Below are 19,753 nucleotides of genomic sequence, written 5' to 3'. Positions count from 1 at the left end.
GTGCGTGCCAGATCAAGCTGGCAATGCCCACGCATTCAATCCGAGATCAGCTCCGATTCGGTGGCTGCAGGCGTAACCACTGAAGGCGACCGCATTCAGGCCTTGTCCCGGGAAGCAGGAATCACCAACGCAATACAGGTGTTCAAGACCGGTGCGATTGAAGGGCATCGGCAGCAGGCCAGGTAAACGGCCTAGGGGGATGGGGCCATAGGTCCCTCCCATCCGGCCCAGGAAGCGACGATGGGTTCGCGGCGTGCCGATTTCCTGCACGTCGATCGCCTTCGAGAGCCCAGGGAGAAGCGCTTCCAGGCGCTCGATCAGTCGCGCAGCATCACCTTCTTTCTTCGCTGCATAGGCCTTGGGAGCTAACCCTTTCCAGTGCCGCATGTCGCTCATCGTGAAGGTGTGCACGATGTGGTGACCATCGGGCGCCAAAGACGGATCCAGCAAGGTCGGGATTGAGACGAAAATCACTCCCTGTTCCGCTTCCATTGCGCGCCAGTCCTCCAGCAGCAGGTGGTGGCAATGCAGTCCGTCGGGAATCACCTCGGCTTTCACGCCGAGATGGAGGGAGAGAAACGAGCTGGAGGGTTGATAGCGGCGCCGCCAGGTGGATTCCCCAGAAGGAGTGTGCTCGGCATCCACCAGGGTTGACCTGGATGAGCCTTCGCCTGCGAAGGTGTCCCAACGGGTGGCATTGCTGACCACGCGCCGCGCTCTGATCTCCTCGCCATCGGCCAGGCGCACTCCAACAGCAGTTCCGTTCTCCACCAGCACCTGGGAGACGCGAGCCTTGTAGCGGATGCTCCCACCATGGGCTTCCAACCCTGCCACCAGTTTTTCAGCGATCACGCCCACCCCGCCTTTGGGGTAATTGATCCCGCCGGCATGACGGTCTGAGAACACCATGCCGGCATTGATCATTGGGGTGCGATCGGCAGGCATCACCGACCAGCAGAAGCACTCCATGTCGATCAGGCGCAGCAACTCCTGATCACGGATGTGTTTGCGGGCGACGTCTCCAACGTTGAAGGGCAGCCAGCGTGCCAGTCCCAAACAGGCTAAGGGAGCTCGGAAGAACACCTTGGCGAGGTAAGCGGGGTCCTCGAGCGATAGCAGGGGCATCGCATCCAGACAGCGGAACACCTGCCAACAGGTGTCATAGAACGCTTGGATTCCTTTCGCCTCGTGGGGGAAGCGGGCGCTCATGCGAGCAATGAAGTTGTCGTAGTCGCGGTCGACAGCCATGGTCAGACCACCAGGAAGGTGATATTCCAGCTGCACAGGATCGGGCACGGTCTCGCAGCGTTGACCGACATCCGCCAGAGCGCGGGTGAGCAGGTTGGTGTGACCGTTCTCCCCGAACCCGAAGATCATCGATGCACCCACGTCGAAGGTGTAGCCCTTTCTGTGGAAGCTGCCCCCAGACCCACCGGGGATCAAATACCTTTCCAGCACAAGGGTTTTGGCCCCCTTGGCTGCCAGCTGGGAGGCTGTGACCAGACCGCCGATTCCGGAGCCGATCACGATCACGTCCCAGGCGGGTTGGCTCACAGCGGCAGTCGTCTCAAGGTGTGAACCCTAGGTGCTGGCAAGACTGCGGTGATTGGTCAGTGAACGGGAAACGGCGGGGTTGCTGTGAGGATCACTTCGGAGCGCACCGGGCGGGTCATCAACTGCCGGCAGCGTTCCTCAATGCGTAACCGCAGCAGGTCAATGGCGGCCCCATCCATGGGTTGGCTGGGGTTGAGATAGACGACCACAAACGCCGTGCGTCCCACCTGCATCACCGTGAGGTCTAGCAGCCAGCAGGACAGGCCAGCGAGGAGGTCTTCCAGGGCGGCACGCGTGGATCGCACCGTGTCACTTTCGGCTGAGGCACCGGCGGTTTGGCTCAGGGCGGTGAGGAACGCCTGCAGGGGTTCGCGCAGCACTACGGCACTCACCACCAGCACCAGCAGGGAATCGGTAATGGGCGTCAGAACAGCCAAAGGGGTCTCTCGAAGCAAAGGAGTGCTCAGTAGGGCAAGGCCCGTTAGCCCACTGATCAGTCCATCCACGCGAGCGGCACGCGCTTCGGTGAGCAGCAATTGCGATTGCGCTCCCGTTCTGCGCCAGTCCCGGTCGTGGCACCAGGCCAGTCCCCAGCAAATCACCACCATCCCGACGGAATAAAGGGCGACCGGACCCAGCACTACTTCCGGGATGGTTTGCCCTTTGGCGTAATCAATCACCGTGGCTAGACCGGCTGCCGCTGCAAAGGTCAACACGCCGATCAGCACAAGAGACCGAAACAACACATAGAGCGCTTCCTGGCCGTCGTAGCCATAGGGGTAAGCCCGGTCAGGGGGACGCACCACATTGCGACTGATCCTGGCTGCCACCAGACCTGATCCCACCATGACTGCGGAATACAGCCCATCGAGGAGCAACGCATAGGACCCGGACAGCACGTGCACCCAGAGTCCGGCCACCGCCATGAGGGCACTGGCAATCACACCAATGCGCAACGAGCGTTGTTCGATCAGACGATGGTGATCAGTGCGTATTGGATGCTCCCCAGAAACGTCAGCAGATGCCATGGAGGCGTAGCCCGTTTCCCTTTTGGTAGCAGCGGGACTACATGTGCAGCCTTATGCCGCTGCTGGCACCATCGTTGCGGTGGCCAAATCGTTGAGGGCTCTGTCTCGGTAGGCGCCGTAGCGGCGGCGCTTGTCACGGATTCGCTCGGGCAGTTCAGGGAGCAGTCCGAAATTGGGTGGCATCGGCTGAAACTTGCCTGAGGGAGCCTCACTGATGAAGTGGGTAAGGGCGCCAATCATGCAGGTGGGGGGCAATGTCATTGGGGCCTGACCCTTGGCCAGACGTGCAGCATTGGTGCCCGCCAACCACCCGCCTGCCACTGCAGCGGCATAGCCCTCCGTCCCCGTGATTTGCCCTGCGGCCAGTAGCCGCTCGCGGCGTCTGAATTGCAGTGTTGGCTCAAGTAGCTCAGGTGCTTCCAGAAAGGTGTTGCGGTGCATCACCCCAAAGCGCACAAATTCCGCCTCCTCTAGACCGGGAATCAGCCGCAGAACACGTTTCTGCTCTCCCCACTTGAGATTGGTCTGAAATCCCACCAAGTTCCAGAGTCGACCGTCCTTGTCTTCTTGGCGTAGTTGCACCACGGCATAGGCCCGTTTAGCGCGGCGCACGTCGCGATCATTGACATCGCCCCACCGGGGATCCCAGAGACCAATCGGTTTGAGGGGGCCGTAGCGCATGGTGTCTTCACCACGCCGAGCCAGTTCTTCGATGGGAAGGCATCCCTCGAAAAAGGTGGCACTGTCTTTCTCGAAGTCCTTGAGCTCCGCCTGTTCTGCTTCCAGGAGTGCCTCACGAAACGCGAGGTACTGCTCCTGATTCATCGGGCAGTTGATGTAATCAGCATCACCCTTGTCATAACGGCTGGCTCGAAAGGCCTTGTCCATGTCGATGCTTTCCCCTTCCACGATGGGGCTGGCTGCATCAAAAAAGTGGCAGTCTTCACGTCCGGTGAAGCCACGCAGATCTTCCGCGAGGGCTTCGCTGGTGAGTGGCCCTGTGGCCAACACAGTGATTTGATCATTCGCAGGCAGTGAAAGCTGCTCACGCCGCTCGATCGTCACCAAGGGGTGCTCTTCCAGGGCGGCTGTCAGGGCTGCGCTGTAACGACCACGATCAACAGCGAGTGCACCACCGGCGGGCACAGCGTGGGTGTCGGCGGTGCGGATGACCAGAGAGCCCAGGCGCCTTAACTCTTCCTGCAGGAGGCCAGCTGCACGATCACTGCTCAGAGCTCCAAAGCTGTTGCTGCAGACAAGCTCAGCAAACTCACTACTGTGGTGGGCCGGTGAGCGTTTCATCGGCCGCATTTCGATAAGGCGAACCTTGACGCCCGCATTGGCGATCTGCCACGCCGCTTCGGTGCCGGCGAGGCCAGCACCGATCACGACAACGGTTGGTGCTGTGCTCAAGGTCGAGGCAATCGCTGAGCCTCAACCTTAAGGAGCGGTGGATCAGGCGCGGCTGCGCTTGATCATCAGCTGGAGCTGACCAACGGCAGCGCGGCCGATGTTGAACCCTGCCCAGCTCAGTGCCAGAAGGATCGGGGAAGCCACGAGGACGAGCCGGAGGTCCATGGGTGCATCAAAAAATCCCAACGATCTTAAAGACCACGCAGCCTTCAGCGGAATCGTTGCTTCAGCTCGTTTGGTTTTGCAGCATTTCAGGCTGCACTCGGGTGGCATGCACCTGTGCCAATTCGCGATAGCGAATGGCGTGCTGAATCTGCTTTTGCGCCAATTCTTCGCTGAATTCCCGCTTCACCTGGGCCGGGATGCCGGCCACCAAGGTGCGGGGTGGGACGTCTTTGGTGACCACAGCGCCTGCGGCAACTAGGGCTCCTTCTCCCACGGTCACCCCATTTAGGACGATGGCACCGATGCCGATCAGGCAACCCTCTTTCAGGGTCGCCCCATGAACCACGGCCCGGTGTCCGATGGTTACGTGTCGCCCAATCGTGACGGGTTCCCCTGGATCGCCATGCAAGACAGCGCCGTCTTGCACGTTGCTGCCTTCGCCAATCGTGATGCTGGCTAGATCCGCGCGGGCGACGGCTGTTGGCCAGAGACTGCTGCCGTCAGCCATTTGCACATCGCCGATCACCACCGCGCTGGAAGCCACCCATGCATTGGGTGAAATCTGAGGCTCTGGCCAGGAATGGGGTGAGTCATCGTGCATCTTCATGACGGCAGAGGGCCTTGGCATGGATTGTTGCGCTTCTCAGCCGTGAACACTGCTTGGAAGAGGGTGGCACCGGGTGATACGTTTCCTTGGTGCCAAGAGCACTCCTGATCCCAGGCGTAACGCCAAGGTTCTGGAAGGGTCGCTAGCTCAGCGGTAGAGCATCCGGCTTTTAACCGGCTGGTCCTGAGTTCGAATCTCAGGCGACCCATTTTTTTAACTGCGCCGTCTTTGACCTTGGGTCAAGATGAAAGTGCACTGGTGTTCCGTGTTGTGGAGGATCGCACCACGCTGAACCGCACGGTCTCCGTCGCTGTCGTGGACGACGATCCAAGACTCAGGACTCTTCTGGAGGAAGAACTAAAGGATCTCGGTGTCGACCCTGTGCTTTGTGACAACGGTGCCGAGCTGATGGCGCTCCTTCAACAGCGGCCTGTGGCCTTGATCCTTTTGGATCTGATGATGCCGGTCATGGACGGCTTTGCATGCCTGGATGCTCTGCGAGAGCAGCGATCCTCGATTCCTGTGGTGGTCGTGACAGCGCATGGTGATTCGAGTTACCGCCAGCGCGTGCTCGATGCCGGAGCGAGTGATTACGTCCTGAAGCCTCAATTGTTTGAGCGTTTACCCCGCCTGCTCACGCGCTATGTGACGGGGGAGCAGCCTCGATCGTCGGGTTCAGCCTGATGACGGGAGATTTGCCTTTGAAACCCAATGGAGAATTGTGTCCCTTCGCAAGGTCGCTCTGACTGGTGCGGGGGGCTCGCGAGCTGGAGAGTGCCTGCCATTCCTTCCATCAGTTCCTTGGCCAGCGCGAGACCCAAACCACCTCCTTCTGCGCGGTGGGCTTTGCGGTGTTGTTCCAGTCGTTGAAAGCGGTCAAAAATGGTGGCGATTTGATCCTGATCGGTATCTCGAAGTCCGGGGCCTGAGTCTTGGTACAGCAGTTTGATCGCATCCTTTGTGACTTCTGCTTCGATTGACACAGTGGCTTGCCCATCGCTGAATTGCAGGCTGTTTTCAAATAGTTGATCCAAGACGAGATGAAATGCTTGACGATCAATGCGAATCAGTGCGTTTTGAGAATTCACACGAATGTGTAAATGTGTTTGCTTTTTTTTAGAGAGCGATTGTTGCCAGTCTTTCAATGCTGTCTGTAAGGGCAGAACCTCCCAGTTCCAGGGATAGCGACCTGTCTCGAGGTCCGACAGCAACATCAGTTTATCGACAAGTCGTTTAACACGATCGGTTTCCTGCTGTGCTGATTCAAGCTTTGTTTGTGCTCTGCTGGATGTCTCTAACAACCGGTCTAAACGCTTCAGGTTACCGGTGAGTAAGGCGAGAGGGGTGCGCAGTTCATGGGCCAACGATTGAATGAAGCTTCTTTGGCGATCAAGACTTTGTTCGATGGGGTCTAGATCTCTGATGATGATCAAGTGAAACGCCTCTGACATGCTGGTGATCTGTCGCCATGTCAATCGTCCTGGAAAGAACGCTCCTTCTTCGATCTGTTGATTTTTGCGACCGATCCGTAGCTTGTGCTCACCTTCTGATTGCTCAAGAATGAGTTCATGGAATGGTTTTTGGGCAGGGCTGTTGTCATCAGATGGCCGTCTGTGCTCAATCCACGGTTGCCATTGAATGCATTGATCGATTGTTTGACCAACAAGCAGAGCGGTGATTCCTTCACCAAAGCAATCAGCTGCTTTTTGGTTGGCCCAACGAATACGCATGTTGTGATCTGCAATCACCATCACCTCATCGGTGCTGTCGAAGGCCACGCGCAATAACCCAAGCGACTGACGTAATTGAGCTAGGAGTTCCTGATCCCCAGGGCTCCGTCCAGGGTTCTGTTCAGCAGGCATGGGGCCCTTCCAGCGGGCGCAGGGTGGCGGCAAAGCTCCAGGAGCTGGCTGCAGATTTTTCAGCGACGATGTAGTGCTCACTGCGCACACTGGTGCCATCGCTGCAGATGGTGGCCAGCTCTAGTGGGTGACTAATCAGTTTCGAGGTTTCCGTGAGCTTGAAGCGGGAGAAGCCGCTGTGGTGCTGATCTCTGAACTCTTTGGGCAGGATGGCGCCGATCGATTGGCCAATCAGCGCATCGTCCCAGCCATAGATCTCCCTGAACCGGCGATTGAACTCCACTACAAGCCCCTCGGCATCAGTGCGCACGAAGGGAAGGTCATGCCTCTCTCGCAGTGCGGCAACGGCTCCGGGGCTCCAGGCGCTGGCCATCCATTGCTCTCATTCATTGCAAGGCTAGGGAGATGCCTTGGTCTTGGCAGCCCATCGACCGCTAGAGTTGGGGTTCCGGGGTATAGCGCAGTTTGGTAGCGCGCCTGCTTTGGGAGCAGGATGCCGGGGGTTCAAATCCCTCTACCCCGACTCCTTCAAAAGCCAGTAACTAACTGGCTTCTCGGCCGCCTCTCCCAGGGCGGTTTTTTATTGCTCGCAAAGGCGTGTGTGGTCACGGTGTGGTGAGAGCACAAGACCACTGGTAGTGATCACTGCAGCAGGCTTGAGTGACCGCAAACAACGGCGTTACGTTCGCCTGTTGCAGGAAAACCAAGGGGTTCAAATCCATGAACCCCAGCTACCAGAAGATGTCGCAAGAGATATCATCAAAAAGAAGCGGGCCTACTGATTAGCTGCACGCTGTCCCCCGCCATGGGGACATCACCAGACGCTGATCGTGGTGCTGGGGCGCAGCTTGTGCTTCTCTGGAGGCAGCGGTTTTATTGCCCCGAGTGAGAACCATCGAGGTGAAAGACAGGCATGAGTTCTTGGCCATCGCGCAACGCCTCTATCTCGACTTGGCGCTTGCCGTCGCCTGCAACGAAGACTGAGCAAGGGTTGCAACTATGCCGCTTTGCGGCGATGAACCGAGATGCGCGGCAATGACTGCCTCATGTTGTTCAGCTTGCCCTGGACACGTTGCTTAATCGCCTCTAAAGCCGCCTCGCTCACCCAGAAGGCGGTAAGCATTACCGCAGTCACGAATACCACTGCACCAATCACGATCAGGACGAAACCTGACATGTGCGAGAGATCCATCGAGCAGCTAGAGAGCTGATTACGGCATAGCCATCGACCTGGGATCCGTCAGCGATAGGTTTGCAGCAGGCGGTCAGAACTCTTTGTTGGAAACGGTGCCCGGGGTTCACTCCGACCATGGCGCCATGCCCAATGAAGACTGGCCCCTTGTTGATCGTCACCCCCAGAAGAACGGGGAGGGCTGGTTGCTGAAGGAGCAGGAGCAGCTGATCGTCTGCTATCGGAATGCGATGCCCTTAGCTCACGCCAAGTCGATCGAGCTGGAAACCAGACCAATGCGTGGCAGCAAGGCGCCAGTCGTCAGGCGGATGCTGCTCCACAACGCCATCGAGGTCTGGACCCACATCCAGAAGACAGGCTGGAAGCGCTGTCAGCCCAGGTGGTGATGACTGCTGCAAGCGCAATTAATCAAAGCTCGGCATCATGCGCGGAGTGACGCCTGATCCATGCTCCGCCGACTGTCCATTGGGCTTCTTGCCTCCGCTGTTGGCATCTCCCCACTCCCGCTGAAAGCACAGGACGGCAGCGCAGAAGACCTTGGCGTGATGAGCATTCAGCTCAAGGACATCGTCAAACCACGGGTTGGCGTCCAAGGAGCACTGCAGGGTGCTGGCACGCCTAATCAAGCAGGCATCGGTGGGTTCTTGCCCTTGAAGGTCAACGACAACAGCGTTTGGTTCCTCGACGCGCTCGCCAACGTCAATTTCGCTGATCGTGAGGGCTATAGCAGCATCATCAACACAGATGTGGCTGGAGCCAGCATCAGCACGTCTACCCGTCTTGGTTATCGCTGGCTGAACGGCGATCGCTCTTGGATGTACGGGCTGAATGCTGGTTATGACAGCCGCCCAATGAATACAGGCGGGACCGATACAGGCATCGTTGTTAGCGGCACAGAGAAGAGTGCATTCTTCCAGCAGGTCACAGTCAATGCAGAAGCCGTCTCCAATAATTGGAACTTTGATACTTATGCCTTGCTTCCAGTTGGTGATACTGAGCAACTTCTGAACTGGTTTTATAAGGGAGGTGCACTCAATACCTACGGGCTTGATATTGGTTATTTCATCACCCCTGAGCTGAATGCTTCTGTTGGTTACTACTACCAACATGGTGATCTTGGAACTGCTGATGGTTCAGGCGTGCTCGGACGTCTGGCTTATGAGATCAGCAATGGTTTAACTGCTGGAGTGAACATCTCTCATGATGAAGCATTCGACACAAGAGTTTCAGCAGACCTAAAAGTTCGCTTTGGTGGTGCAAGTACAACGGAGCAACGCAAAGCAGTTCAGGAACTACCTGTGATTAATGCTCTGACATCAACGCCAAGCAACAGAGATGTGCGCGTGCATGATGCTTGCCCTCCAGGCTGGGCATACGAATGGATGCCCATGGGATTTTTACACCAATGGGGTGACTGCGTGGACGCCCTTGGAGGGAAGGCAAAGATTGAATATGATAACTTTAACAAAGAGTGGTTTTGCAGCAAAAAACCAGGGAATGGGTTTTATGCAGGTTGCTACCTCATATAGGCACACATTAAAAATCAAAATATCTAAGCAAGTCATATGGCTGGTCAGTCGGAATATGCCTTCCCAAGCGTGACTACTTATCCTGAGCTGGTTTTATTTATCGCCAAGAATCTCACAAGCCTCCCTCCAATTCCTGGGTTGATTGAGTGCTATTAATCTGAGGCAGATAAAACTGGATGTAATTAAAAAAACCTTTGTCACCGCCCCGCCACACGAGCGGTTTTTTATTGCTTATCTGCAGGAGGAGGAGACCCATAAACAAGGCTGTGCCTGGGTTCTGGGCCGTTCACCAGCACCTCACCAGATCTTGCCTGCATCCACACCACATCCATGCACTGGGGATCACCAGAAGGGCTGTGACCTTGAAGGAGTCGAGGGGGCAACACCCCACACATCACTCACTCAACTCACTTCAAAACCATGACCACTCAAACTTTCGACGCTCAAACCATCAACGAAGACGACCTGGAGGCCGTGCAAGGCGGCGGATTCTTGAAGGATCTCGTCAATGGTGTCGCTGACTTCACGCCTGCTGGCCCCGTAAACCGCACGATGCAACGAGCGGGTGGTCCCACCATTGGTGATTACGTTGTTGGTTGAATGACGACCACCTTCTGATCGAAGAGAAGAGGCAAAAAGCCCCGCCACGAGTGGGGTTTTTTAGTGCCTGCACCAGTGATGACGTGCTGGCGGCATTAACCGCTTGTCAGATGAGCTGACATTTACCTAGATCCATGAAAAAATCACACCATCGATTGAGTGCCAATGGCCAGTTTCGACAAGTCCACGCCCTTCATGTTGCTTGCGCGAATCCACGTCAAGCCAGGTTGTGTTGACGAGTATCTGGAGCTTGCCCGAGTGACGGACGAAGCCGTGCAGGCGTCCGAGCCAGGGATGATCCATCACACGTTTGATCAGGATCCAGATGATCCCCAAGCTTTCGTGTGGTCAGAGGTCTATGCAAATGACGAGGCCTTTAGTGCCCATGTCGCCAACCCTCCTGTGCAGGAGTATTTGCAGAAACATGCCGAGCTTGGTGATGGCTTCAGTGTTGAGGTCTATGGAACTGTCGGCGGTGATTGCAGAAAACTTATGGAGTCTTTTGGGCTGCCGCTTAAACTTTTCTCGACCAAGCTTGGTTACAGCAGGATCTAAAAGTTATAGGAGGCGCAACCCGCCTCCTATGCGGTGAGAGCTAATGCGGGTCGACGCTACTGATTCAGTGCTTCAAAAAGGCCTCTCGTTCAGTAGGGTTGAAGCTAAAGGAGGGAGCGTGATCCTCCTTTTGGCTACCCGTGCGGTGATCCACAAAGTGCTAAGTGATTCTTGTCCTACCCAGCTTGTTGGGTCATTCAAGAGTCGGAAGGAGGATGATTTCGGCGCTGATAGATTCATTCGCCAATAAATTCTGTTGTCGGCATGCCTTTGGCTGAAGCAACTGTAACCCAAATAATTGTTGGTTTCTTGCCAACATTTTCGACGAAATGAGGCTCATTCGCGCCTTCGACAAATGCCTCGCCAGGCTCGAAAACAGTCTTGATTTCACTCCCATCAGGTTGTATACGAGTATTCAGTAGGGAACCAGAGTTCACACCTTGCACGTAAACCATCATTGGAGCTGGATGGGTGTGGAGAGGAATCTTTCCTCCGGCTGGGATTTCAACTCGGTAAAGGCGCAACTCTGGTTTGCCTGCTGGGTATTTCAGAGTAGTTCCGTTCAAAGTCTCAGAACTAGTGAAGACCTCTTGGATTACAGGTTTTGTTGAAGCAGACGACGTTACGGGTTTTTGGTTAGGGCTACATGCTGCCAATGCCAGAGCAACGGTGCCGAATGCGAGTAGGCGCTTCATCCAACTAGAGCTGCTTGTCCCATTGTGGCTGAAAACTCGTCCCCTTTCATGGGTCAATCAAAACCATCAGCCGCCCCTGCAGTGGCGTTCAGGATTCGGTGAATCACGCCGCCATGCACAAGAATGATCGGCCCTTGTTGATCGTCACCCGCAGAAGAACGGGGAAGGCTGGTCGCTGAATGAACAGAAGCAGCTGTGGGCCTGCGTCCGCAAGACGCTCCCTTCAGCTCATGCCAGGTGGATCGAGCTGGAAACCAGACCAATGCGTGGCAGCAAGGCGCCAGTCGTCAGGCGGATGCTGCTCCACAACGCCATCGAGGTCTGGACCCACATCCAGAAGACAGGCTGGAAGCGCTGTCAGCCCAGGTGGTGACTGACTTCTAAGTACCTGTGAGCAAGATCACAGCTGGCGTTGAGCCAGGTCAATGAAGCGGGTGGCGATCACGGCGATGGTGAGTGCATCGGAGGGAGAGATCCCACGACATTCATCACACAACTCCAATCATGAAACGCTCTTTGTTCGGCCTTGCTCTCCAAGCCAACCGCTCCAATCGTCATCAGCCATCGCTGGAGACACTCATGGGTGAACACAGCAACAAAAACTCAATAGAGGCAGTTGATACCAAAAGTCTTAATCAACAGCAGGAAATGCAGGATGCAGATGTAGTTGTTACTGGAGTTAAGTACTTCTTTGGGCATAAGAAATTCGTGAATCCACAAACATGCCAGGACGCCAATATGTTTGTTTCTACCTCATCTGGAAATAGCTATATCAACACATATGGTGGAGATGATGTTGTATACCTCAATTCAGATCACGAAGGGGAAGGATTATGGAATGGATTCACTGAATTCAATACCAAGACTTCGACTGGTGGAGGAGATGACAAGGTGTATGGATCTGTCATGAACGACTGGGTTGTCCTTGGAGCAGGTGATGACTGGGTTATTGGCAACAAAGGAGATGATCGTTTAATTGGCCTCTGGGGAAATGATTTTCTCGATGGAGGAGAGGACGATGACATTCTTGAAGGAGGAGAAGGTACAGATGTCTTGACCGGTGGTGGTGGGAAGAATGACCTGTACGGTGGCATGCATGCCGACAACTTCATAGTTGCTCTAACAGGCAATGCCCAGGACAGAGACAGAATTATGGACTTCGAGAGTGGTGACAAGCTGACTCTTACGCACAACGGTCAACTGGCACAGTGGGGAGATTGGGTTGTCGAGCAATTTGTGAATGGTGTGGCAATTGTTGACACAGAAAATATGGATCAGGCAGCCTTTATCGCCGGGGTGACTCTCGACGATCTGCTGTTTACTAATGGCCATACAGTTGAAATGTAATTGGCTTAATTGTCTGGACAGAACTGCCGGGGAGCCTGATGCTCACGCGATGAGCTGAAAGCAATACAACACCAACGAGTGGGAAAGCAGGGCGGTCCTCGATGAATGTGGCTGATCCATCCCCCGGCACAACAAATCAGATCACTGCCCCGCCCATGGTGGGGCCTTTTATTGCTTACCTGCAGGTGGGAGGGACCCATAAACACGGCTGTGACTGGGTTTTGAGCCGTTCACCAGAACCTCACCAGATCTTGCCCGCATCCACACCACAACCATGCACTCGGGATCACCAGAAGGGTTGGGACCTTGAAGGAGTCGTGGCGGCAACAAACACCCCACACATCAATCACCTACCTCACTTCAAAACCATGTCTGAACTCAACACCCAAGCCCCAATCATCGAACTGACTGATGATCAATTGGAACTCGTCGAAGAGGGCAGTTTCGATCGAGTGGCGGCTGAATCTATTGTATTTCCGTCCGGATCATCACATGGGCAGCGGGAGGACCTGCCCCATATTAATGATCCATGCACCGACAATCAGCCCCCAGCTCCGCCACGAGCGAGTGTCTGGTCTGTAGGCAGTTGTCGTTAACAAGGAAGATGGAGGTTGGACAAGCTCCTGAAGCAGGTTGAGCTTTAAGTCGAATCCACCATCAGCGCTCGCTGAACCATGCTGAGGGTTGGTCGGTGTGATTCAGGCGAGAATGGCTGTGGGAATAGAAACAAAGGAGATGATCATGAATGTCGCATGAAATTGATTGCTGGGCTTATATTTTGCAATCTTGGTGTTTGTTGTTTTTAACTTTTACGGGCTATTTCTTCTCCTCTTCATTGTCTGCTCATTTCCGTTTTACTGGCTTTGTAATAATTCGAGAAACAAAAGGAACGCAAGTATGTTGCGAAACGGGTTTGGTAACCAGCTTTAAGCCACGTACCAGCTTGTACAGATGGCCTCCGTGCATGATTGCAAGCTCCTGCCAAGAAAGGTAAGAAGTGATCAGCGGACCATGACGCCCCAAGAAGACTGAGTCTCGGTAGTCTGCTTGGGCGGAATTGACACGATCGCCAATTGTATGTGGTTTCTTTCGATCTTTGGTTGAGGTTTGGCTGGGGAACTTTTTATTGATTATCCAGTCATTCAATTACAGTTAGGTGCACCTCAAGCCGCTGCAATACTGTTGCTCTTCTACCGTCCCTGGTATTTTCAACTGCTTGGGTTCTGACTACTGATGGTTGCTTTCTTGTCCCCGTGTTCAATCCGTATGCAGGCCGACTTTTTTCAGAAGCAAGCAGATGAGATTTTCGAGGAAGAAAGCTGGAAGTATCTAGAAAGGATCAAGAGCCAACCTTGATTGAGGACTCACTTTCCAGTCAATCCCAATCAACCCAATTGCAGTAAAACTCGACCCACATACGCGCTCCCTTTTGACTAAGACTCGAACTTGTTGTAGGCAGCTTGCTTTCTTTTGAGCAAGGCCCAGCCGCGAATGTTGGAGGTGTCTCGTGTGACCACCTCACACTTAAATATTGATTGCCTGCACTGTCTTTGGCCTGGCAGACGGTTACATCCGGTCCAATGGTTGCAGGTTGTGGCCCGCATTGACCCTTCGGGAACGGTTCCCCAGGCTCCCAGGCTAAGGCTGGTGCACCAATTGCAGAAGCGATGGCTAGCCCGGTACAAACCAGCTGGTTCACGGTCATGGCGGATACTTGTAAATAATTGTCGACTATTTGGGTTAATTTTCAAACGCATAAACTCAGCCTGAACCAAGGAAGTCGAATACCTTTTGAATCCCAGAAACAGTCCTTTTATAGAACTCCGTGTAACCGCACTGAGTGCACGAGACAGAGTTAAAGCGTTTGTTGCCGACATCGAAAAAGCTGGACCAGAAACCACCAGAGACTCGAATCTGTCCGCTTTCGTAGGCTTGGTTGCCGCACTTAGGGCATATATAGGCTTTTGGATATGCGTCAGAAAAAGTCATTCCAAGTAAAAAGTGATATTTATTTATAGCAGCGTTTGCAATTGATGCACGCTCTGTGAATGGTTCTCAATTTTTGGCAACGTTTTTCGCTTGTTGATCTTCAGGGGCATCGACACGCAGTTCTAGGTGTTTCTGTTGCCGTGGATTGCTGAGCTCAGTTAGGGCTTGTTGCAGCCGAGGACACAATCAATCGATGCGGTGTGGCGTGTTGCTCTCTGGTATCAGTCGATGCTGTGGTCTCGCATTGATCGATTCCAGTGCCAAGGCTCCTCAAGCGTTCGGAGTCGCTCTCCATTTCTGCTGCTTTGCTTCTGTCCGCTTGCTGAAGGTCTTGGCGGCTTTGAGCTCGCCATTGCTTGATAGCTGCTGCTGACCATCTGATCGTTCCTCTCGGGCTGTCTGTCTGTCACACCCAGCAATCGCTCAGATCCATTTTCGTCTCGAGGAACACCAGTGTTGCACTGATGTGGTGATGTTGCTTGGGAGCAGGATGCCGGGGTTCATATCCCTTTGCCCTGGCTTCAATCAAAAGTCAGTCGTGGGTTTGTTTTATGCCGCCTCTCCTCAGGGTTGTTTTTCGTTACGTCTGCATGGGCGGCGACGAATTGGCGTCGATTAACACTGTTTCAAGAGCTTGAGGCGCTGATCGCACAGGAAACGGGTTGGCGAGTCTGAGGCCTTCTGTGCGAAAGAGCGAACTATGGAGATCGCGTGAGCGACAGGCTTGGAGTGCGGCGGCTAAACGACGAAGCCCATGTCAACAGGGTCGAACTTGAGCTCGGATCTTCTGTTGTCGTGGTCAATCGATCGTTAGCCAAATTTTGCGTGAAGTCTTGTCGTGGTCATTTTGACTGCCAACTGGTTCATTCGCTAGAACACCATCCACTTCCGTCTTGCCCGATGCTGAACGAAAGCGAATCAAACCCTGCTGCCGCAGAGCTTGAGCGCCTCAAAAGAGTGCTAGAGGTTGCCAAGCGTAATGGCAACACACTTTTCATCGACAATATTGAGCGTGAAATCTTAGCTGTTGAACGTGGTGATCAATCTCCATTGATCACAGATTATCTGACTCAAGAAGAACGTTCAGGGAGACGAGCTGGGCACGACTAGACAAGGATTGAACCCGTCTTAGCCGAATAATCCGTCTAGTAAAAAGTGAAAACAGGTGTACAGAGCTGCTCCTATTAGGACTGCCGGAAGAGTGAGCTTCATGCCTAATCTCCGTGTTTGCTTAACCTTAATAGGGTGATTCAGCGGTTTTGTGCCATCAGGCACACAAAACTTTCAAAAGGTATTAATGCTCAGATCTGAATTTTGGACATCGTGAAGCAGGTATTAATGCTTACTGGCATTGGCCTTTTGTTCCGCTAGTTGTCTCTTGCTCGATAGATGGATTTCAATTCATGTCCTGAGTTCTGGGGAAATGAGGAATGAATGTCTGTTTTCGTAATGACCGATACCTCATCTTTGGCTTGACCGAGGCCATGAAGTAGAGGGTCTTGTCTAGAACGATGGCTTTGCAACACGAACTCATTGCTTTAACCCCAAGAGGGTCCTCGATTTATAGGCTGCCCAGTGGTGGATATCAGGTTTGTGATCCTGATCATCAGTGCCATCATGTGCACAGTCTCTATCAAGCTGAAGAGGTCGTGAGAACGATTGAGCTGGGGTTTGGCTACCCCTACTCATCTGGCTTTCACGAGATTGTCCACTAATTGACTTTAACTGACTGGGTTTCAATCCTTCCTTTCCGGCTCAGCAGACTCTCAGTCGATCCACCTGTTGGTCACGTGGTGAGATGCAAGGTGCTCAGGCAATGATCAATGCAGGTGTCTAAGGCGCAATGAATCTGCAAGCAGCAGCAGCGGGGGCTTTCGCATCACTGCTGACGGTTTCGCTTCTGAACTCAACCCCGATGCTGGCCCGATTTGACGGTGAGGAGGAGCGAATGTGGGCTCAATTTATTGCGGCTGATCTTCATCATGGTGCTCCTGCACAGGCGATGTGCATGAATGCTTCAGTCTCGGTGGAATCTTCAGATGAGTTCCCCCTTAAAAGTTGGGCATCCAGCGTTGCTCGTCATTGCTGCTCCAGCGGTTAGGACAGCATGGATAGACGGGTAGCCCGAGAAACTCTGATTGCTAAACCTCCAGGCAGGCTGAGGGATTGATGCTTGCTCGCGTCTGTCGACCTCTGCGATCTCCAGCAATCAATGTGTCTCTAGAAATGGGACCCGAGTGGACTCTCTCGTCAGGGCCGGGCAGAGAAGTGGATTGTCTGTTTGAGGTTGATTCCAAAAAAAGGAGCTAGGCCTCTCGGCCTACCTCCCGCTCGACGCAAGGAAGACGGAAGCCTTCCGGATCGCTTCTAGGGAGCCCGATGTGCCCAGCGCGAGCCGCAAGCCGATTTGTCCCGAGATAAGCATAAATACTTAGCTGGCTGAGGCTTTGCTCGCTTCGGCAATACCTCCGGCGTCTCGACCTGCCTACGGAGGGCTGTAGTCGCATGAGCTCCCCTGCCTCTTTTGCCTTTGTGACTTGGAGCCCTAAGCAGATTTACTCATTGTTAAGGAGCTTTGCGAAGGTTTAACTTACCCACATCGAAGTCGTTTCTCCTGGGCGGTTGGTCCCGTCTGGGATTTTTTTTCGATAATTTCTTCTCGTGACTCATGCCCCACATCGCTGTGGAGGGCCGTGGGGCTAGGTCACAGAATTGCGCTTCGACCCATTCTCTTTGGAAGGCACTGTGCCGAAGATTGACTGCACGTGTCTGCAGGGACGTGGATGCTCCGTCTTTTTTCGCTGATGTTCGCTGGCATGGTGTTTCCGTCCCCATGCCTGGCTGGCCTGGAGACCTTCACCAAGTTGGACCAAGTTGGCAGCTGGGTGATCGAGCGCAAGATCTCGGCCTCCGGTCAGCCGCAATGCCGTGCATTCATCCCCTCAGGTGGATCCTGGTTTGGAGCCAACATTCACCTCAGTGCTGTTGGTCAACTCGTCACCCCTGAAGGACTGGCCTACGCGGGCACTCCTCAGGATGTTGTTGTCGTCCTTGAGGCCTTGCAGCGCTGCCGGGACGACATCCTTTACCTGCCCTAAGGAGGCCGATGATGACCATGGTTTCTGGTCATCGGCACTGGTTTTTCAGGTGCTTGTTGGCATAGCTTGAAACTCAAGAGGTCTTCTGCCATGACCGTCGCTGCTCCCTCACCGTCCCCCGTTTCGGAGGACAAGCTGATCGATGTTCTGCGGGGGTGTGAGGAAACGCAGCAGTTTCTGCACCTCAGGGACCAGTTGGCGAAGGATCCTGCCAATCCACCCCTGTTCGAGTGGGTCTGTTCCCTGCTTGTCTCGCGTCGGCTCTCCCGGGGTTTAGCAACACGTGTGTTACGCGTTCTTCACCAGGATCTCTGCCGTTAAGGGCTGATTCTCGCCGTGGTCACCTTGTCGAGGCCATAGCTATTGAGTGGTTGGCACCTGCCGGCACTGATATGGCCTCAAAATTTTTCGCGCTTTCGCTGGCACTGCTCGGTGTGATCGGTGGTGGTGCCGTCGTTGCCCAACCTCGTGGTGCTGTTCCCCTCAGTGCTGGTCAGCCGATCCTGGAAGCTGATGCGGTGTTGCTTGGATCAGGTTGGCGCCCATCCCCGCAGCACCATCCCCTTGATTTGGATCAGCAGCGTGCAGGCGTCCCACTGACCAGCCTTTCGGCATGTTCAGGCACGGGCCAGGGTTATTGCCGCTTCGATTACCACCGCAATGGTCGTCAGCTGTCGGTGGTGACGACCCCATCGATCGATCGATCGCAGAACTCCAATCAGTTGGGAGGCGTGGTGAAGCGCTGGTGGGTGGAGACCCTGTCTGTTTCGGAGTGATGTGTCCTGATCAGCCAAAGAGTGCAGTGAGCCGCACCGTGCCCCAAAGGTCAAACACGCAGAAGATCACGCCAATTACGATGATGTCCCAAGCGCGGTGCCGCAGGGCCCAAGGCGCAAGAAACAGTTCAGCCACGCCATGCAGGGCTGTCCCCATGGCCACATGCTCCAGTACGAGCAGTCCATGGGCTAGCAAAAACAACGCACTGGCCAAGCAGCGCATCAGTACGTCCCATGATCCGCTCAGACTTTTCAGCAAGGGCTAATCAAAAAAGACACAGCACCATAGGGTGTCCTCCCGTGGTTCGGTCAAGGGTGAAGGAGTGTCGAATTCGGGCATCGGCTCTCATTAGTGATTACTATTGAGAAGGTCGAATTTGCTGTCGATGGCAACTGGGGCGTCTTCGACACCGGCACAAGAACCTTTGCAACGCGGCCTTCATCAGGACGGTCGTCGGCTGACTCCACAGCGGCTGCGCATCCTGGAACTGTTCGAGCGGATGGGTGCAGGGCGCCATCTCAGTGCTGAAGACGTGCATCAGCAGCTTCTCGATGAGGAGTCGAAGGTTTCCCTCGCCACCATCTACCGCACCCTGCGCCTGCTGGTGGAGATGGGGTTTCTCCAAGAGCTGGAGTTGAGCGAGGCCGGCCGGCGTTTTGAGCTTCTCTCCGGTGACCACCGCGATCACCATCACCTGGTCTGCATTCGCTGCGGTCGTACCGAGGAATTTGAGAGTGCGCCGGTGATCCATGCCGGCGAGACGGCTGCCAATCAGTACGGTTTCCAGCTGATCGAGTCAACGCTCAACGTGCGTGGGATTTGCCCTGCCTGTCGTTGATTCTTCAGCTTCAATGCGTTTCGGGGTGATGCTCGCAAGGCATCCAGAGCTTGCCCATGGCATGAACGCCCTCGCACCCAACGCGTTTGGCTGCTTCCTCAGCCTCTTCTCTTGTTGGGTAGGCCATGAGTTCTTCACGTGCCTGCTCTCCAGGTGATCCATGGTGACCGTGGTGGTCATGACCACCTGATGACGAGCGGCCACCGAGCTGCACCAATCCCATGCTGACGGGCCCAGCGGTCCATACCCCCATGGTGTTGACCCCGACGGCTAAAACCCCCATGCCCACGACGCAAAAGTTGATCAAGCCCATCGCCACGACGCCGATGGACACCACCCCCATGGGCACGACACCAATGCAGATAACTCCCATTGGCACGATGCCGATCGAGATCGTGCCGAGAGGTGCAATGCCAACAGCGAAGCGCTTGGGTTTGCTGCCGCAGTGGGCGGGTCCTGACTCTGTGGGAGTGCTCATCCAACCTGGCTGCGCATCCGCCTGAC

General features: G+C 54.7%; 24 protein-coding genes and 2 tRNA genes. 14 read left to right on the top strand and 12 right to left on the bottom strand.

All coding sequences use genetic code 11. The annotated features are described in order from the left end of the window. Positions 1-12: 12 nt before the first annotated feature. The 5 genes from crtH to RS9916_RS04880 all read right to left on the bottom strand — a co-directional run bounded on the left by crtH (position 13) and on the right by RS9916_RS04880 (position 4,767). A complete protein-coding gene (gene crtH / locus RS9916_RS04900) occupies positions 13-1,554 on the bottom strand; it encodes a carotenoid isomerase (protein WP_007098161.1) in 1,542 nt (513 codons plus the stop codon). Between the two features lie 56 nt (positions 1,555-1,610). Beyond that, positions 1,611-2,582, bottom strand: coding sequence for a cation transporter (locus tag RS9916_RS04895; RefSeq protein ID WP_007098160.1), 972 nt, complete (start codon positions 2,580-2,582; stop codon positions 1,611-1,613). A gap of 51 nt (positions 2,583-2,633) precedes the next feature. Beyond that, positions 2,634-3,995, bottom strand: a complete 1,362-nt coding sequence (gene trmFO, locus RS9916_RS04890) for an FADH(2)-oxidizing methylenetetrahydrofolate--tRNA-(uracil(54)-C(5))-methyltransferase TrmFO (protein WP_007098159.1) — start codon at positions 3,993-3,995, stop codon at positions 2,634-2,636. A 42-nt stretch (positions 3,996-4,037) separates the two neighbouring features. Then, on the bottom strand, positions 4,038-4,160 hold the full coding sequence (locus RS9916_RS04885; protein WP_007098158.1) for a photosystem II protein Y: 123 nt from the start codon (positions 4,158-4,160) through the stop codon (positions 4,038-4,040). Between the two features lie 61 nt (positions 4,161-4,221). Beyond that, entirely contained in the window at positions 4,222-4,767 is a 546-nt protein-coding gene (locus tag RS9916_RS04880; protein ID WP_007098157.1) for a gamma carbonic anhydrase family protein, read from the bottom strand. 136 nt (positions 4,768-4,903) lie between these two features. Here RS9916_RS04880 and RS9916_RS04875 point away from each other — a divergent pair. Both RS9916_RS04875 and RS9916_RS04870 read left to right on the top strand, forming a co-directional pair. Beyond that, a tRNA-Lys gene (locus RS9916_RS04875) sits at positions 4,904-4,975 on the top strand. Between the two features lie 50 nt (positions 4,976-5,025). Beyond that, positions 5,026-5,451, top strand: a complete 426-nt coding sequence (locus RS9916_RS04870) for a response regulator (protein WP_232199527.1) — start codon at positions 5,026-5,028, stop codon at positions 5,449-5,451. Here the strand turns inward: RS9916_RS04870 and RS9916_RS13515 are convergent. After that, positions 5,409-6,629, bottom strand: coding sequence for a PAS domain-containing sensor histidine kinase (locus tag RS9916_RS13515; protein WP_198003399.1), 1,221 nt, complete (start codon positions 6,627-6,629; stop codon positions 5,409-5,411). The genes RS9916_RS04870 and RS9916_RS13515 overlap by 43 nt on opposite strands. Next, positions 6,619-7,002, bottom strand: coding sequence for a PAS domain-containing protein (locus RS9916_RS04860; RefSeq protein ID WP_007098153.1), 384 nt, complete (start codon positions 7,000-7,002; stop codon positions 6,619-6,621). The genes RS9916_RS13515 and RS9916_RS04860 overlap by 11 nt, the downstream gene beginning before the upstream one ends. Positions 7,003-7,078: 76 nt before the next feature. Between RS9916_RS04860 and RS9916_RS04855 the strand changes: the two genes are divergently transcribed. Then, positions 7,079-7,152 (top strand) — tRNA-Pro (locus RS9916_RS04855). 474 nt (positions 7,153-7,626) lie between these two features. Here RS9916_RS04855 and RS9916_RS04850 read toward each other — a convergent pair. Next, the gene (locus RS9916_RS04850; RefSeq protein ID WP_007098151.1) at positions 7,627-7,821 is read right to left on the bottom strand and encodes a hypothetical protein; all 195 of its coding nucleotides are present in this window, start codon (positions 7,819-7,821) and stop codon (positions 7,627-7,629) included. Positions 7,822-7,916: 95 nt separating this feature from the next. Between RS9916_RS04850 and RS9916_RS04845 the strand changes: the two genes are divergently transcribed. From RS9916_RS04845 to RS9916_RS04830, 4 genes are all read left to right on the top strand, one after another. After that, on the top strand, positions 7,917-8,207 hold the full coding sequence (locus RS9916_RS04845; RefSeq protein WP_232199616.1) for a DUF1651 domain-containing protein: 291 nt from the start codon (positions 7,917-7,919) through the stop codon (positions 8,205-8,207). 60 nt (positions 8,208-8,267) lie between these two features. Further along, on the top strand, positions 8,268-9,350 hold the full coding sequence (locus tag RS9916_RS04840) for a hypothetical protein (protein WP_007098149.1): 1,083 nt from the start codon (positions 8,268-8,270) through the stop codon (positions 9,348-9,350). Positions 9,351-9,770: 420 nt separating this feature from the next. After that, complete coding sequence (locus RS9916_RS04835; protein ID WP_007098147.1) at positions 9,771-9,950, top strand: hypothetical protein; 180 nt, start codon at positions 9,771-9,773, stop codon at positions 9,948-9,950. Between the two features lie 165 nt (positions 9,951-10,115). Beyond that, on the top strand, positions 10,116-10,505 hold the full coding sequence (locus RS9916_RS04830; protein WP_007098146.1) for a putative quinol monooxygenase: 390 nt from the start codon (positions 10,116-10,118) through the stop codon (positions 10,503-10,505). A 236-nt stretch (positions 10,506-10,741) separates the two neighbouring features. On the opposite strand, the gene RS9916_RS13790 is transcribed toward RS9916_RS04830, so the two are convergent. Next, positions 10,742-11,200 carry a cupin domain-containing protein gene (locus tag RS9916_RS13790; RefSeq protein WP_007098145.1) on the bottom strand — a complete coding sequence of 153 codons (459 nt, stop codon included), beginning with the start codon at positions 11,198-11,200 and terminating at the stop codon, positions 10,742-10,744. A gap of 195 nt (positions 11,201-11,395) precedes the next feature. On the opposite strand from RS9916_RS13790, the gene RS9916_RS04825 reads away from it, so the two are divergent. Continuing rightward, a complete protein-coding gene (locus tag RS9916_RS04825; RefSeq protein ID WP_007098144.1) occupies positions 11,396-11,584 on the top strand; it encodes a hypothetical protein in 189 nt (62 codons plus the stop codon). 120 nt (positions 11,585-11,704) lie between these two features. Next, the gene (locus RS9916_RS13510) at positions 11,705-12,547 is read left to right on the top strand and encodes a calcium-binding protein (protein ID WP_007098142.1); all 843 of its coding nucleotides are present in this window, start codon (positions 11,705-11,707) and stop codon (positions 12,545-12,547) included. Between the two features lie 1,761 nt (positions 12,548-14,308). On the opposite strand, the gene RS9916_RS13780 is transcribed toward RS9916_RS13510, so the two are convergent. Continuing rightward, positions 14,309-14,536, bottom strand: a complete 228-nt coding sequence (locus tag RS9916_RS13780) for a zinc ribbon domain-containing protein (RefSeq protein ID WP_007098140.1) — start codon at positions 14,534-14,536, stop codon at positions 14,309-14,311. A gap of 900 nt (positions 14,537-15,436) precedes the next feature. Between RS9916_RS13780 and RS9916_RS04815 the strand changes: the two genes are divergently transcribed. The 4 genes from RS9916_RS04815 to RS9916_RS04795 all read left to right on the top strand — a co-directional run bounded on the left by RS9916_RS04815 (position 15,437) and on the right by RS9916_RS04795 (position 18,410). Next, entirely contained in the window at positions 15,437-15,646 is a 210-nt protein-coding gene (locus tag RS9916_RS04815) for a hypothetical protein (RefSeq protein ID WP_038023295.1), read from the top strand. A 733-nt stretch (positions 15,647-16,379) separates the two neighbouring features. Next, complete coding sequence (locus RS9916_RS14805) at positions 16,380-16,637, top strand: hypothetical protein (RefSeq protein WP_038023291.1); 258 nt, start codon at positions 16,380-16,382, stop codon at positions 16,635-16,637. 682 nt (positions 16,638-17,319) lie between these two features. Next, a complete protein-coding gene (locus RS9916_RS04805) occupies positions 17,320-17,634 on the top strand; it encodes a hypothetical protein (RefSeq protein WP_038023289.1) in 315 nt (104 codons plus the stop codon). 392 nt (positions 17,635-18,026) lie between these two features. Continuing rightward, positions 18,027-18,410: a hypothetical protein gene (locus RS9916_RS04795; RefSeq protein ID WP_038023288.1), complete on the top strand. Its 384-nt coding sequence runs from the start codon at positions 18,027-18,029 to the stop codon at positions 18,408-18,410. Positions 18,411-18,420: 10 nt separating this feature from the next. On the opposite strand, the gene RS9916_RS04790 is transcribed toward RS9916_RS04795, so the two are convergent. Beyond that, complete coding sequence (locus RS9916_RS04790) at positions 18,421-18,633, bottom strand: hypothetical protein (protein ID WP_007098134.1); 213 nt, start codon at positions 18,631-18,633, stop codon at positions 18,421-18,423. Positions 18,634-18,796: 163 nt separating this feature from the next. On the opposite strand from RS9916_RS04790, the gene RS9916_RS04785 reads away from it, so the two are divergent. Continuing rightward, on the top strand, positions 18,797-19,249 hold the full coding sequence (locus RS9916_RS04785; protein ID WP_038023285.1) for a Fur family transcriptional regulator: 453 nt from the start codon (positions 18,797-18,799) through the stop codon (positions 19,247-19,249). Between the two features lie 10 nt (positions 19,250-19,259). Here the strand turns inward: RS9916_RS04785 and RS9916_RS04780 are convergent, their stop codons facing one another. Continuing rightward, positions 19,260-19,727, bottom strand: a complete 468-nt coding sequence (locus RS9916_RS04780) for a hypothetical protein (protein ID WP_007098132.1) — start codon at positions 19,725-19,727, stop codon at positions 19,260-19,262. Between the last annotated feature and the right edge of the window lie 26 nt (positions 19,728-19,753).

Origin of the sequence: Synechococcus sp. RS9916, assembly GCF_000153825.1 — a bacterium.
Lineage (GTDB): Bacteria > Cyanobacteriota > Cyanobacteriia > PCC-6307 > Cyanobiaceae > Synechococcus_C.
The sequence above is the reverse complement of the archived record's forward strand: the minus strand, read 5'-3'. Positions and strand labels throughout refer to the sequence as shown.

Excerpts from the sequence above, each read along its gene's own strand:
- RS9916_RS04895 (WP_007098160.1), bottom strand. The coding sequence starts at position 2,582 with ATGGCATCTGCTGACGTTTCTGGGGAGCATCCAATACGCACTGATCAC.
- RS9916_RS04885 (WP_007098158.1), bottom strand. The coding sequence starts at position 4,160 with ATGGACCTCCGGCTCGTCCTCGTGGCTTCCCCGATCCTTCTGGCACTG.
- RS9916_RS04880 (WP_007098157.1), bottom strand. The coding sequence starts at position 4,767 with ATGAAGATGCACGATGACTCACCCCATTCCTGGCCAGAGCCTCAGATT.
- RS9916_RS13515 (WP_198003399.1), bottom strand. The coding sequence starts at position 6,629 with ATGCCTGCTGAACAGAACCCTGGACGGAGCCCTGGGGATCAGGAACTC.
- RS9916_RS04860 (WP_007098153.1), bottom strand. The coding sequence starts at position 7,002 with ATGGCCAGCGCCTGGAGCCCCGGAGCCGTTGCCGCACTGCGAGAGAGG.
- RS9916_RS04850 (WP_007098151.1), bottom strand. The coding sequence starts at position 7,821 with ATGGATCTCTCGCACATGTCAGGTTTCGTCCTGATCGTGATTGGTGCA.
- RS9916_RS04840 (WP_007098149.1), top strand. The coding sequence starts at position 8,268 with ATGCTCCGCCGACTGTCCATTGGGCTTCTTGCCTCCGCTGTTGGCATC.
- RS9916_RS04835 (WP_007098147.1), top strand. The coding sequence starts at position 9,771 with ATGACCACTCAAACTTTCGACGCTCAAACCATCAACGAAGACGACCTG.
- RS9916_RS04830 (WP_007098146.1), top strand. The coding sequence starts at position 10,116 with ATGGCCAGTTTCGACAAGTCCACGCCCTTCATGTTGCTTGCGCGAATC.
- RS9916_RS13790 (WP_007098145.1), bottom strand. The coding sequence starts at position 11,200 with ATGAAGCGCCTACTCGCATTCGGCACCGTTGCTCTGGCATTGGCAGCA.
- RS9916_RS13510 (WP_007098142.1), top strand. The coding sequence starts at position 11,705 with ATGAAACGCTCTTTGTTCGGCCTTGCTCTCCAAGCCAACCGCTCCAAT.
- RS9916_RS13780 (WP_007098140.1), bottom strand. The coding sequence starts at position 14,536 with ATGACTTTTTCTGACGCATATCCAAAAGCCTATATATGCCCTAAGTGC.
- RS9916_RS04815 (WP_038023295.1), top strand. The coding sequence starts at position 15,437 with ATGCTGAACGAAAGCGAATCAAACCCTGCTGCCGCAGAGCTTGAGCGC.
- RS9916_RS14805 (WP_038023291.1), top strand. The coding sequence starts at position 16,380 with ATGAATCTGCAAGCAGCAGCAGCGGGGGCTTTCGCATCACTGCTGACG.
- RS9916_RS04805 (WP_038023289.1), top strand. The coding sequence starts at position 17,320 with ATGCTCCGTCTTTTTTCGCTGATGTTCGCTGGCATGGTGTTTCCGTCC.
- RS9916_RS04795 (WP_038023288.1), top strand. The coding sequence starts at position 18,027 with ATGGCCTCAAAATTTTTCGCGCTTTCGCTGGCACTGCTCGGTGTGATC.
- RS9916_RS04790 (WP_007098134.1), bottom strand. The coding sequence starts at position 18,633 with ATGCGCTGCTTGGCCAGTGCGTTGTTTTTGCTAGCCCATGGACTGCTC.
- RS9916_RS04785 (WP_038023285.1), top strand. The coding sequence starts at position 18,797 with ATGGCAACTGGGGCGTCTTCGACACCGGCACAAGAACCTTTGCAACGC.
- RS9916_RS04780 (WP_007098132.1), bottom strand. The coding sequence starts at position 19,727 with ATGAGCACTCCCACAGAGTCAGGACCCGCCCACTGCGGCAGCAAACCC.